Source organism: Gilliamella sp. ESL0443, assembly GCF_019469165.1.
GTDB lineage: Bacteria > Pseudomonadota > Gammaproteobacteria > Enterobacterales > Orbaceae > Gilliamella > Gilliamella apicola_E.
The window spans coordinates 2,391,058-2,404,493 of the sequence record NZ_CP048263.1 but is presented as its reverse complement, the minus strand read 5'-3'; the positions used below and the strand labels follow the sequence as shown (position 1 = coordinate 2,404,493).

The window sequence follows — 13,436 nt, the reverse complement described above, 5'->3', positions numbered from 1 at the left end:
TGGATAAAAATAAGAGTTATAAACAGGATTAACTAAAAAAAGATCCGATCAATTAACAGCATTAGACGATCATTAAGATCCTATAAAATAATCATAAAAAAGAGTTATCAACAAAAATGATCCAAACTAATAATAGTAAAAATAAAAAAGATCACAAAAAGATCTTATTTAATTTAAATGATGATCAAAATAGATCATTTGACGTAATAAAAAAGATGAGTAAAATTCCTTACGCTAAATAAAACCAAATCACCTGATCAAAATAATGATCATCTATCTGTAAAATAAAAAACGAGGCTTTATATGTTTTATCCAGATCTTTTTGATGTCATCGTCGTTGGTGGTGGCCATGCCGGAACAGAAGCAGCAATGGCATCAGCAAGAATGGGCCGAAAAACATTACTTTTAACCCATAATATCAATACGTTAGGACAAATGTCATGTAACCCTGCTATTGGTGGTATTGGTAAGGGACATTTGGTAAAAGAAATTGATGCAATGGGTGGATTAATGGCACATGCTATTGATCTTTCTGGGATCCAATTTAGGATCTTAAACAGCAGCAAAGGTCCTGCTGTAAGAGCAACACGAGCTCAAGCGGATCGATCTTTGTATCGTAAAGTAATACGAACAACCCTTGAAAACCAAGAAAACTTAATGTTATTTCAACAATCAGTTGAAGACGTGATCATTGAAAACGATCAGATCACGGGGGTGGTTACACAAATGGGTGTTTCATTTAAAGCAAGATCTGTTGTATTAACTACTGGCACTTTCTTAGATGGCAAAATCCATATAGGACTTGATAATTATAGTGGCGGTAGAACGGGTGATCCTGCTTCGATAGGTCTTTCCAAATCGTTGCATCAATATCCATTTAGAATGGGTCGTTTAAAAACAGGAACGCCGCCTCGTATCGATGCTAGAACCATAGATTTTTCTAAATTAGGTACACAATACGGTGATGATCCTGTGCCTGTATTTTCATTTTTAGGTGATGCTAAACAGCATCCTAAACAAATTCCTTGTTATATAACAAGTACTAATGAAACCACACATGATATTATTCGAAACAGCTTAGATCGTAGCCCTATGTATACAGGTGTTATTGAAGGTGTAGGTCCACGATATTGTCCATCAATCGAAGATAAAATAATGCGTTTTGCTGATCGTAACTCGCACCAGATCTATTTAGAACCGGAAGGTTTAGACAGTAATGAAATTTATCCAAATGGAATATCAACAAGTTTACCTTTTGACACACAATTAGCTTTTGTTCGCAGTATGAAAGGACTGGAAAATGCCAATATAGTCAGACCAGGTTATGCGATTGAATATGATTACTTTGATCCTCGTGATCTCAAACCAACTCTTGAAAGTAAAGTGATCAAAGGCTTGTTTTTAGCAGGACAGATCAATGGTACTACAGGTTATGAAGAAGCCGCTGCTCAAGGTATGCTGGCAGGATTAAATGCAGCTCGTTTTGTTTATGATCAAGATCAATGGTATCCAACGCGTGATCAAGCTTATTTAGGGGTTTTGGTTGATGATCTTTGTACTTTAGGTACTAATGAACCTTATCGTATGTTTACTTCACGAGCTGAATATCGCTTAATGTTACGTGAAGATAATGCAGATATTCGTTTAACAGAAATTGGACGACAACTTGGAATGGTTGATGATTACCGTTGGCAACGTTTTAACGAAAAATTTGAAGCTATTGAACAAGAAAGAGCACGTCTTCGTGACATTTGGGTTCATCCTCACATTGAAACAATTGATGAAGTTAATGCGGTATTAAGCGCTAACCTTACCAAAGAAGCCAATGGAGAAGAGCTGCTTAAACGCCCTGAAATGAGCTACAAAACTCTACAATCCCTGTCTCTATTTGCACCAGGGCTAAGTGATGATCAAGCAGCAGAACAAGTTGAAATTCAAGTTAAGTATGACGGCTATATAAAACTACAAATTGAAGAAATAGAAAGACAAAAACGAAATGAGGAAACTCTCATACCTGAACATATAGATTATGCTGAAATATCAGGGTTATCTAACGAAGTTGTTGCTAAATTAAAACAACATAAGCCGGTTTCAATTGGCCAAGCTTCACGTATTTCAGGTATTACACCAGCTGCAATTTCAATGTTATTAGTTTATTTAAAAAAGAAGAACTATGTTAAAAAAGAAACTCATTAATCTTATTGATCAAACGGATCTTCCAATCAATTGTCAGCAAATTGATCAACTGATCAATTACGTTGAAATGCTTAATAAATGGAATAAAGCTTACAACCTAACAGCGGTGCGTGATCCTAATGAAATGTTAATAAAACATATTATGGATAGCTTAGTTGTTTCACCTTATTTAGTTGGTAGCACGTTTATTGATGTAGGTACAGGCCCTGGATTACCAGGGATTCCTTTAGCAATCATCAATCCAGACAAACAATTTGATCTCGTTGACAGTTTAGGTAAAAGGCTCCGTTTTTTAAAACAAGTTCAATTTGAATTAAAGCTACCAAATATTCAACCAATTCAAAGCCGTATTGAAGAATATAATCAAAAAAAATTCGATGGGGTAATAAGTCGAGCATTTGCTTCTTTACAAGATATGTTAACCTGGTGTAAACATCTTCCTAATGAACAAGGATTATTTTATGCGTTAAAAGGCAGTGATCTTGATCCTATCCCTGAAGGATTTACGCTGAAACAAGATATAAAACTTACTATACCTGAATTGAATGCTGAAAGACGATTAATGATCATTGAATAAAAAATAAATTGATCTAATCACTTTTTAGATCAATTTTTACGTCTTTTCAAATAATCCTTAATACCATCAACTATGGCTTTAGAAACCTGATTTTGGAAGGCTACTGTTTTAAGTTTTTGCTCTTCAGCTATATTACTAATAAAGGCTGTTTCAACTAAAACTGATGGAATATCTGGCGCTTTTAACACTGCAAAACCTGCTTTTTCTATCGATGGTTTATGTAATTTATTTACATTTTTCATTCGATTTAAAATAGCACTCCCTAATAATACACCATTAGAAAGGGTTGTTTTTTGCACTAAATCTAAAATAGTGTTATCTAAATATTTATCACCACTTCGGCTAACACCACCTATTTGGTCTGCATCATTTTGAGTTTGCGCTAAATAACTTGCAGCAGAACTACTAGCTCCACGTGTTGATAAAGCAAATACAGATGACCCTCTAACAGATCGACTCGCAAAAGCATCAGCATGGATAGAGACAAATAGATCCGCATGTAAAGATCTCGCTTTCGCTACTCGAACTTTTAATGGAATAAAAACATCTTCATTACGAGTCATATAAACTTTTATATTTGGTTCTTTTTTTAGCAAACTATATGTTCGTCTGGCAATTTGCAAAACAATGTCTTTTTCTCGTGTTCTTTTGTAGCCAATCGCACCAGGATCCTCACCACCATGACCAGGATCGAGCATAACAATAATAGGCGAGTTTTTATTTTTATTCGTTGGCGATTTTATTTGCGCTTGTTTTTTATTTAGATCCCCTTTTTGATACTCTTCTAAAAGAGCAAGTAAAGGATCATCATTAGCTGTAGCCGGTTTAGACGGATAAAGATCAACGACTAATCGATGTTTAAATTCAGCAATCGGTGGTAATGTAAACGTATTAGGATCAATACCCTGTTTTAATTCGATCATAATACGTACAGTTTTAGGATCTAACTGTAATGCACGTATAGATTTAATAAAAGGATCACGACTTAAAACTTTTGTCGAAACGGCTTTTAATATTGGATTTAAATTGAGATTATCAATATCAATCACCATACGATCAGGGTTATATAATTGTGCGCTTTTATAATTAAGCTTAACGTTTGATTCTAACGTTATTCGTGTATAGGTTGATGAAGGCCAAACACGCACAGCCACAACTTGAGCCATTGCCGCAGCAAAGCCAACTCGTGTAACAGATAATAGACAAGTAGCAATAATGCCTTTGATCAAAAAGCGCTTTGTTGGACTAAAAGTTTTCGACATACCTAGACACTTTTATATTAGTAATATTAATAGGCCAAGAATAATAGCATAAAATAAAACGATATTAAAAAGAATGATTATCATAATCAGTTGTTTTTTCGATAGATTAATTACTAATTAGACATTATTTTCTAAATAAAGCATATAAATATAGTTTTTTATATTAATTATAGACCCTACAATCACAAAGGATTACAATATGGCACGCTAAAATCACGGATTTAAACCCGTTTTCATTTTAACAATTAAATATAGCTGAGTTATTGATGAGCAAAAAATTACATATCAAAACTTGGGGTTGCCAAATGAATGAATATGATTCAACAAAAATGGCAGATCTCCTTGAATCCACCCATGGTTTAACTTTAACAGAAAATGCCGAAGAAGCAGATATTTTACTATTAAATACTTGCTCTATTCGAGAAAAAGCCCAAGAAAAAGTCTTTCATCAACTAGGCCGTTGGAAAAATTTAAAACAACATAACCCTGATATCATCATTGGTGTAGGTGGTTGCGTAGCATCACAAGAAGGTGCACATATCCGTAAGCGTGCTCCTTTTGTTGATATTATTTTTGGACCACAAACTTTTCATCGTTTACCCGAGATGATTGAACAAATTCGTAGTGGTAATGGCCATCATGTGGTTGATGTTAGTTTTCCTGAAATTGAAAAATTTGACCGTTTACCCGAACCTCGCAGTGAAGGTCCAACAGCTTTTGTTTCAATTATGGAAGGATGTAATAAATACTGTACTTATTGTGTGGTACCTTACACCCGTGGTGAAGAGGTGAGCCGACCTTGTGATGATGTAATTTATGAAATAGCTCAACTTGCTGAACAAGGTGTACGCGAAGTTAATTTACTGGGTCAAAATGTAAATGCTTATCGAGGGCCAACTTTCGATGGTGATATTTGTTCTTTCGCTGAACTACTACGCTTAGTTGCTGCTATTGATGGTATTGATCGCATTCGCTTTACAACCAGCCATCCAATTGAATTTACTGATGATATCATCGATGTATATCGTGATACGCCAGAACTGGTTAACTTTTTACATTTGCCGGTACAAAGTGGTTCAGACCGAGTGTTAAATTTAATGAAACGCACTCATACAGCAATTGAATATAAATCAATCATTCGCAAATTACGCAAAGTTCGTCCTGACATTCAAATTAGTTCAGACTTTATTGTTGGATTCCCTGGTGAAACCCAAGAAGATTTTGAACAAACCATGAAACTCATTGCTGATGTTAATTTTGATTTAAGTTATAGCTTTGTCTATTCAGCACGACCAGGTACACCTGCTGCTGAAATGGAAGATAACGTTTCTGAAGAAGAGAAAAAACAAAGGCTCTATATTCTCCAAGAACGAATCAATCAACAAGCAATGCAATTTAGTCGTCGCATGTTAAATACTGTGCAACGTATTTTAGTTGAAGGCCCTTCTAAAAAGGATCTTATGGAATTAACTGGACGAACAGAAAATAATCGTATTGTTAATTTTGAAGGTAGTCCGGATATGATTGGTAAATTTGTTGATGTTGAAATTACCGATGTTTATCCTAACTCATTGCGTGGTAAAGTAGTAAGAACAGAGGATCAGATGAATTTACGTGTAAGTGAATCACCAATATCGGTCATCTCTCGTACCCGTAAAGAAAACGATTTAGGTGTGGCTATCTATCAACCATAATTAAATAATGATTGAAATAATAATATATAACATGTTGATAAATTTTGGCTCAAAAGAACGTGTTTAAAATAAACGATTTGGGGACATATCTTTGAATATTACGACATATGAAACAATGCTTGAACCAGCAGATAATCAGCGGCTTAATAGTCTTTGTGGTCCTTATGATGACAATATCAAACAACTTGAACGACGATTAGGATTAGAAATAAACCATCGGGGTAATCAATTTGCTATTACTGGCGATATAATTTGTGCAAAAGCGGCAACTGAGATTTTACAATCGCTGTATAAACAAACTAAAGTAAAAGACAGTATTGTCGATATAGAACCAGAGCAGATACATTTAGCTATTAAAGAATCAGGTGCGTTAGAAAAAGCTAATGAACACGCACCTAGTTATGTTGATCTGCATGGTAGCAAACAAGTGATGATAAAGACCAAGCGAGGAGTAATAAAACCCCGCACGCCTAATCAAGCACAATATATTGCTCATGTATTAGATTATGATATCTCTTTTGGTATCGGTCCTGCTGGTACAGGTAAAACCTATTTAGCTGTAGCTGCCGCAGTTGATGCACTTGAAAAACAACAAGTTAGACGAATTGTATTAACACGCCCTGCAGTTGAAGCCGGTGAAAAATTGGGTTTTTTACCAGGTGATTTAAGCCAAAAAGTCGATCCTTATTTGCGTCCGCTTTACGATGCTTTATTTGAAATGCTTGGTTTTGAAAAAGTCGAAAAACTAATTGAAAAAAGTGTGATTGAAGTTGCTCCGTTAGCTTATATGCGTGGGCGTACACTCAATGATGCATTTATTATTCTTGATGAAAGCCAAAACACAACAATAGAACAAATGAAAATGTTTTTAACCCGCATTGGTTTTAATTCTAAAGCGGTAATAACGGGTGATATAACCCAAATAGATTTACCTCGTCATCAAAAATCTGGGTTACGTCACGCAATAGAAGTATTAAATGAAGTTGAAGATATTAGTTTTAATTTTTTCAAGAGTGAAGATGTAGTTCGCCATCCTGTGGTAGCTAGAATTGTTAATGCTTATGAAAAATGGGAACAAAAAGAACATCTATAAACAGAATTTAGAGGAGTTAGATTATCTCTATTTCAGGTAAAACAAAAAAAGGCTATATTCGCGATCACTCCGCAGAAACAAACTTATTTTTGCGTAGAGCACTGTTTGCATTTGTCGTAATTATACTACTAATTTTTGTATTATTAGCCAATTTAGCTGATTTGCAAATATCGAATTTTAGTTATTACAGCACCAAATCGAACAATAATCGTATTGAAATTATCCCTATTCCTCCAAGTCGCGGTATGATTTATGATCGTAATGGCACGCCATTAGCGATAAATAATATTACCTATCAACTTAATATTGTTCCTGACAAAACTAAAAACCTTAATGAGCAATTTGAACAATTAAAAAAGATTGTTGATTTAACTGATGAAGATATTGAAAACTTCCAAAAGGAGCGACGAAATTATCGATCTCATCGTCCTGTACCACTTAAAGAAAACTTAACCGAAAAACAAATTGCTCGGTTTATTGTTGATCAGCATCGATTTCCTTTTGTATCAATTGTAAAAATTCAACATCGATATTATCCATACGGTGCTTCACTTACCCATATTCTTGGTTATATATCTAAAATAAACAGTCAAGATAAGCAACGTCTAGAAGAAGAAAATAAAGCTAGCAATTATGTGGCTACCTTTAATATTGGAAAAATGGGGATTGAACGATATTACGAAGATGTTTTACATGGCACGGCGGGTAACGAAAAGGTTGAAGTCAATAGCCGAGGTCGTATTGTTCGCTTACTTGAACAACATCCACCACAAGCGGGTGAAGATATCTATTTATCCATTAATCTCAAATTACAACTCTATATTGAATCACTGCTTGCTGGCCGTAAAGCATCGGTTGTTGCTATTAATCCAAATAATGGTGAAATATTAGCAATGGTATCAAGCCCAAGTTATGATTCAAACGACTTTGTAGGTGGTATTTCAAGTAAGAAATATAGTGAGTTACTTAATGATCCAAGTAAACCACTATTTAACCGTGCATTGCTCGGTGCTTATCCCCCAGCTTCAACTGTTAAACCATTTATTTCGATAGCAGCATTAAGTGAAGGCGTTGTTTCACCAAAAAGTGTGGTTAACGATCCGGGTTGGTGGCAATTACCGGGCACTGAAAGACGTTATCGAGACTGGTTAAAATGGGGGCATGGTCATGTCGATGTATTACGAGCGATAGAAGAATCAGTAGATACCTATTTTTACCAAGTTGCATATGACATGGGGATAGATCGCTTAAATTTATGGATGACTAAGTTTGGTTATGGCCAGCGAACAGGCATTGATATCTCGCCTAGTGAAGAGACACGAGCTGTCATGCCAAGTCGTGAATGGAAATTAAAACGCCATAAAAAATCTTGGTTACAAGGAGACACTATTCCTGTCGGTATAGGTCAAGGTTATTGGACAGCAACGCCAATGCAAATGGCTAAAGCATTAACTACACTAATTAATAATGGTAAAACCTATACACCACACTTTTTATTATATAAAAAGAGCGACATTATCAATACCAATCAAAATCAACCACTGATTGATCCATCAAAATATATTGAAAAAAACAGTCTTGTTGATGTTAATCCAACCTATTGGGCATTAGCAAAAGAAGGTATGCATCGAGTAATGTTTGGTGCTCGAGGCACTGCGCGTAAAGTTTATGCAGGCGCTAAATATCAAGCCGCGGGTAAATCAGGTACTGCTCAAGTTTATGGTTTAAAAGAAAACGAAACCTATAATGCACATAGAATACCTGAACATTTACGCGATCATGCTTTATTTATTGCTTACGCACCTTACGATAAACCGAAAATAGCCTTAGCGATTGTTCTGGAAAATGGTGGAGGAGGAAGCTCCAATGGTGGTGCAGTCGCACGTAAGATACTAGATTATTATCTTGAAGGTGATAACTCAACGGAATTAAACGATGAATCACCTAATACAGGACATGAAGATTAATGATGAATAATATTAAGAAATCTTTTTGGCAAAAGATACATATCGATCCGCTTTTTTGCTTATTTATCACCTTACTACTTGGTTATAGCCTTTATATTCTATGGAGTGCTAGCGGTCAAGATATAGATATGATGCAAAAAAGAGTGATCCAAATATTACTTGGTTTTTTTGTGATGATTGTCTTTGCACAGTTTTCACCAAGAAGTTATGAACAGTGGGCACCTTATCTTTATATTGCCTGTATTTTTATATTACTATTGGTTGATATTTTTGGCTACACCAGTAAAGGCGCTCAACGCTGGTTAGACTTAGGAGTTATTCGTTTTCAACCCTCAGAAATTGCTAAAATTGCTGTTCCTTTAATGGTAGCTAAATTTATTCATCGTGATGGTTGCCCTCCACCACTAAAAACGACCTTACAAACATTAGCTATTATCGGTGTGCCAACACTATTGGTGGCAATGCAACCCGATTTGGGAACAGCTATTTTAATTGTCATGTCTGGTATTTTTATTATCTTTTTGGCTGGTATTAATTGGCGATTTATTCTTGTTGCTTTGATATTGTTGGCTATCTTCGTACCGATTATGTGGTTCTACTTAATGCACGATTATCAACGTGAACGAGTATTAACGCTAATTAATCCTGAACGTGACCCTAATGGTACTGGCTATCATATTCTTCAATCTAAAACAGCAATTGGATCAGGTGGAATATGGGGCAAAGGCTGGCTAGAAGGTACCCAGTCACAGTTAGAATTTTTACCTGAACGCCATACTGATTTCATTTTTTCAGTCATCGCAGAAGAGTTTGGTTTTATTGGCTCGATTATTTTGCTGGTCTTATTCTTATGCTTAATAATTAGAGGTTTGATTATTGCCTCTCAAGCACAAACGACTTTTGGCCGAATCCTTTCTGGTGGTTTAATTTTGGTCTTTTTTGTCTATGTATTTATTAATATCGGTATGGTCAGTGGAATATTGCCAGTAGTTGGTGTACCATTACCACTAATAAGTTATGGTGGCTCATCATTAGTCGTTTTAATGGCAAGTTTTGGCATTATGATGTCTATTCACACTCATCGATATATGTTATCTAAAAACATTTAACGGAATTTTTATAAATGAAAAAGAAATTTAAATTATCTTTTGGATTATTAGTGCTCGCAATATGTTCTTCTGCTTCTGCGGAAATGGCTTTTCCTATACCGGCTATTCCACAACTAGATGCTGAAGCGTATATCTTAATGGATGCCAAATCTGGCGAAATTTTAGCGCAATATAATGCGGAACAACAACGCGATCCAGCAAGTTTAACTAAAATGATGACAAGTTATGTTGTTGGTCAAGCCTTAGAATCAGGCCGAATTAAAAATGATGATATGGTATTAGTGAGTAAAGATGCGTGGGCAACAGGTAACCCAGTATTAAAAGGCTCATCATTAATGTTTTTAGAAGTCGGTAAGACTGTTTCGGTCTCTGATTTAAATAAAGGTATCATTATTCAATCGGGTAACGACGCATGTATTGCTATGGCTGAACATGTTGCAGGTAGCCAAGGTGCTTTTGTTAATTTGATGAATGAATATGCGAAAAAAATTGGATTACAACACACTCATTTTGAAACTGTGCACGGGCTTGATGCACCGGGTCAATATACCACAGCTAAAGATATGGCGTTGTTAGGTCAGGCTTTAATCCGTGACTTACCAAAAGAATATGCAATTTATAAAGAAAAAGAATTTACCTACAATCTTTCTAAACCTCAAATGAATCGTAATGGATTACTTTGGGATACTACATTAAATGTAGATGGCATTAAAACTGGACATACTAACGCAGCCGGTTATAACCTTGTTGCTTCTGCTGTTGATGGTAATACACGTTTAATTTCAGCGGTATTGGGTGGTCGAACATTTAAAGGTCGTGAAGAAGAAAGTAAAAAATTACTTACGTGGGGATTCAGATTCTTTGAAACGGCAAATCCAGTAAAACCCAATGATCCACTCGCGATTGAGTCAATTTGGTATGGTGATGAAAATAAAGTTAAATTAGGTGCGATCAATGGCGCTTATATCACAGTGCCGAAAGGTCGTTCAGCAGATGTTAAAGTGCAATATACCATTGATGATTATATTTATGCACCAATAACCAAAGGAACCGCGGTTGGTAAAATTCAATTTTTATTGGATGATAAAGTTATCAATGAACAATCTTTAGTTGCGCTTGAAAATATTGAGGAAACTGGATTCTTCGGCGGCATTTGGGATTGGATATGTTTACAATTCCATAAATTATTTAATTAATTTTTTCTTAATAACCGCTGTGTGACTTTTGTTTACGCAGCGGTTTTTTATTTTAAGCAAAATTTGATTTTATCAAGCGTTAATTATCTCTAATTTAGGCGTTCAAAAACCCCGTTCCTCAACTTTTTTTGTCTAAGTAGATACATCAGCAAGATAGATTAAGATGCGAGAAATTGTTGAAAAGATCTGTTCTAAAATTGATTCGACAAACAATGGTAAAGCAGAAAATAGATACGATAACATCGTTAGCCCACATAATAATGTAAGCGGGTAGCCGACCACAAAAATTGATAGTTGTGGTGTAAATCTATTTAATAAGCCCAATGACAGATTAATAATAAGTAATAATGTCATTAATGGTAATGCCAACATAATACCGTTATTAAATAATAGACCCGTTATTTCGATTAAGGCTAAATAGCCGTTTTGTTTTAAAGGATAGACCGTAATAGGAATGATATCAAAACTGTTAGCTAATCCGTAAAGTAACCATAAATGACCATCTAAACTAAGAAATATCAACATAGCAATAATATTAATTAAACGTGATAATACCGAGGTTGATGGACCGCTGATAGGATCATAAAAAGTGGCCATTCCTAATCCTATTTGCATACTAATTAATTCCCCCGAAAATCTAACCGTCATAAAGGTAAGTTGTATTGCAAAACCAATTAGGATGCCAATCATGATTTGCTGAGCAATAATCCAGATGCCCATTAATGAATAAAGGGTAAGGTTGTCGTCTAACTTTGGTAAAGGTAACACAATGACTATAAGTATTGCTAAACCTATTTTTACACGGTTTGGTACTTCTTTTTCGCCAGTGATTGGTGCGACCATAATTAAAGCTAAAATACGAACAAAAGGGAGAAAACTTGATTGAACCCAAGCAAAAAAATCAATATTCAATAGATCGACAATAGCTAAATCCATTAAGGTTAACTTGTTAGGTTGGGAATGCTAGTGATGACAAGGCGAATATAGTCGATCATTGTGGTTAGCATTGATGGACCTAAAATAATTAATACTAGAATAACAGCCAAAATTTTTGGGATGAAAGATAACGTCATCTCATTAATTTGGGTTGCTGCTTGTAGTAAACTGATGATTAATCCTGTGACCAGTGCCGCTATTAATAAAGGACCAGCAAGCGATGCTGCAACCTTGATGGCTTGTATGGCGAAATGGCTAATATATTCAGATGGCATTATATTCCTTTACTTTAACTAAAAAAACTTTGTGCTAACGAACCTAATAGTAAGTGCCAGCCATCAGCTAATACAAACAACATAATTTTAAATGGTAGAGATACCGTTGCTGGTGGCACCATCATCATCCCTAACGCCATTAAGGTACTGGCGACAACTAAATCAATTACTAAGAAAGGAATAAACAGTGTAAAGCCAATTTGAAAAGCGGTTTTGAGTTCACTAACGATAAAAGCCGGCACCAAAATTCGTAGTGGGATATCTTCACGAGTTTGAATTTCATTCGTATGAGACATATTTACAAATAACCCTAAATCGCTTTCACGAGTCTGAGAGAGCATAAATTCACGAAGCGGTTTTGTTGCTTCATTTAACCCTTCTTGCATGGTGATTTGTTGTTTCGAATAAGGTACATACGCCTCTTGATATATTTTATCGAGTGTTGGTGACATGATAAAAAATGTCATAAATAACGCAATGCCTATTATCACTTGATTAGGTGGTGCAGATTGTGTGCCAAGTGCACTTCGCAATAATCCTAATACAATAATGATCCGAGTAAAACTCGTCATTAGTAGTAGAATAATTGGGATAAAAGTGAGTAAAGTTAAAAAGACTAAGGTTTCAACAGGTAAAGGCCAACTTTGTCCTTCTTGATAGGGTGTTTGAGAAACAATTGTTAATGGTGATAATTGAGCAAAACTACATTGACTAAAAAACAGTACGTTTAGCAAAATAATATGTATTAACCGCACTATTTTACCTCTTGTCTAACACAGATTGTAATATCTGATTAAACAGGTTACTTTTTGACAATTGCTCAACCTCAGCGGGCTCAGCTAATAACATTTCAGTGCGTTGTTCATTTATGGTATGCAGTAATGTCATTTGTTGTGCAGTAACACCAACTACCAGTAATTGATGATCAACATAAACCAGAAGAATGCGCTCTTTAGCACTTATATTATAAGTTGCTTTAATATCAATGAATTGTTTCGTAGACTTTTTCCAACCAATTCGTTTTATTATCCATGCTAAAAATAAGATAACAGCAATTACACAAAAAAATGCCATGCCGATCTGGCTATATAGGCTTGATTCTACTGGAATGGCGGATAAAGTTTGGGTCAT

12 protein-coding genes are annotated in these 13,436 nt (G+C 35.2%); 7 read left to right on the top strand and 5 right to left on the bottom strand.

Annotated elements, in window-relative coordinates; genetic code table 11:
* Nucleotides 1-303 precede the first annotated feature (303 nt).
* Both mnmG and rsmG read left to right on the top strand, forming a co-directional pair.
* Complete coding sequence (gene mnmG / locus GYM76_RS11015; protein ID WP_220225485.1) at nt 304-2,196, top strand: tRNA uridine-5-carboxymethylaminomethyl(34) synthesis enzyme MnmG; 1,893 nt, start codon at nt 304-306, stop codon at nt 2,194-2,196.
* Nucleotides 2,174-2,773 carry a 16S rRNA (guanine(527)-N(7))-methyltransferase RsmG gene (gene rsmG / locus GYM76_RS11010; RefSeq protein WP_220225484.1) on the top strand — a complete coding sequence of 200 codons (600 nt, stop codon included), beginning with the start codon at nt 2,174-2,176 and terminating at the stop codon, nt 2,771-2,773. Before mnmG ends, rsmG begins: the two co-directional genes overlap by 23 nt.
* Before the next feature lie 29 nt (nt 2,774-2,802).
* Here rsmG and GYM76_RS11005 read toward each other — a convergent pair whose 3' ends face one another.
* Nucleotides 2,803-4,035, bottom strand: coding sequence for an N-acetylmuramoyl-L-alanine amidase (locus tag GYM76_RS11005; protein ID WP_220225483.1), 1,233 nt, complete (start codon nt 4,033-4,035; stop codon nt 2,803-2,805).
* Between the two features lie 266 nt (nt 4,036-4,301).
* Here GYM76_RS11005 and miaB point away from each other — a divergent pair, with 266 nt between their 5' ends.
* The 5 genes from miaB (at nt 4,302) to GYM76_RS10980 (ending at nt 11,094) form a co-directional block, all read left to right on the top strand.
* The gene (miaB, locus tag GYM76_RS11000; RefSeq protein ID WP_220225482.1) at nt 4,302-5,729 is read left to right on the top strand and encodes a tRNA (N6-isopentenyl adenosine(37)-C2)-methylthiotransferase MiaB; all 1,428 of its coding nucleotides are present in this window, start codon (nt 4,302-4,304) and stop codon (nt 5,727-5,729) included.
* A gap of 91 nt (nt 5,730-5,820) precedes the next feature.
* A complete protein-coding gene (locus GYM76_RS10995) occupies nt 5,821-6,822 on the top strand; it encodes a PhoH family protein (protein ID WP_065561881.1) in 1,002 nt (333 codons plus the stop codon).
* 29 nt (nt 6,823-6,851) lie between these two features.
* A complete protein-coding gene (gene mrdA / locus GYM76_RS10990; protein ID WP_370632650.1) occupies nt 6,852-8,789 on the top strand; it encodes a penicillin-binding protein 2 in 1,938 nt (645 codons plus the stop codon).
* Nucleotides 8,789-9,898 carry a peptidoglycan glycosyltransferase MrdB gene (mrdB, locus tag GYM76_RS10985; RefSeq protein WP_220225480.1) on the top strand — a complete coding sequence of 370 codons (1,110 nt, stop codon included), beginning with the start codon at nt 8,789-8,791 and terminating at the stop codon, nt 9,896-9,898. Before mrdA ends, mrdB begins: the two co-directional genes overlap by 1 nt.
* Nucleotides 9,899-9,912: 14 nt before the next feature.
* Nucleotides 9,913-11,094: a serine hydrolase gene (locus tag GYM76_RS10980; RefSeq protein ID WP_065733601.1), complete on the top strand. Its 1,182-nt coding sequence runs from the start codon at nt 9,913-9,915 to the stop codon at nt 11,092-11,094.
* A gap of 132 nt (nt 11,095-11,226) precedes the next feature.
* On the opposite strand, the gene fliR is transcribed toward GYM76_RS10980, so the two are convergent.
* Genes fliR through fliO form a run of 4 tightly spaced genes read right to left on the bottom strand, consistent with a single transcriptional unit; the run spans nt 11,227 to nt 13,436 of the window.
* Nucleotides 11,227-12,030 (bottom strand): flagellar biosynthetic protein FliR, encoded by an 804-nt coding sequence (gene fliR / locus GYM76_RS10975; protein ID WP_220225479.1) that lies wholly within the window; start codon nt 12,028-12,030, stop codon nt 11,227-11,229.
* A 5-nt stretch (nt 12,031-12,035) separates the two neighbouring features.
* Nucleotides 12,036-12,305 (bottom strand): flagellar biosynthesis protein FliQ, encoded by a 270-nt coding sequence (gene fliQ / locus GYM76_RS10970; RefSeq protein WP_065561876.1) that lies wholly within the window; start codon nt 12,303-12,305, stop codon nt 12,036-12,038.
* Nucleotides 12,306-12,319: 14 nt separating this feature from the next.
* A complete protein-coding gene (fliP, locus tag GYM76_RS10965; RefSeq protein WP_220226224.1) occupies nt 12,320-13,063 on the bottom strand; it encodes a flagellar type III secretion system pore protein FliP in 744 nt (247 codons plus the stop codon).
* Nucleotide 13,064: 1 nt separating this feature from the next.
* Nucleotides 13,065-13,436, bottom strand: a complete 372-nt coding sequence (gene fliO, locus GYM76_RS10960) for a flagellar biosynthetic protein FliO (RefSeq protein ID WP_065561874.1) — start codon at nt 13,434-13,436, stop codon at nt 13,065-13,067.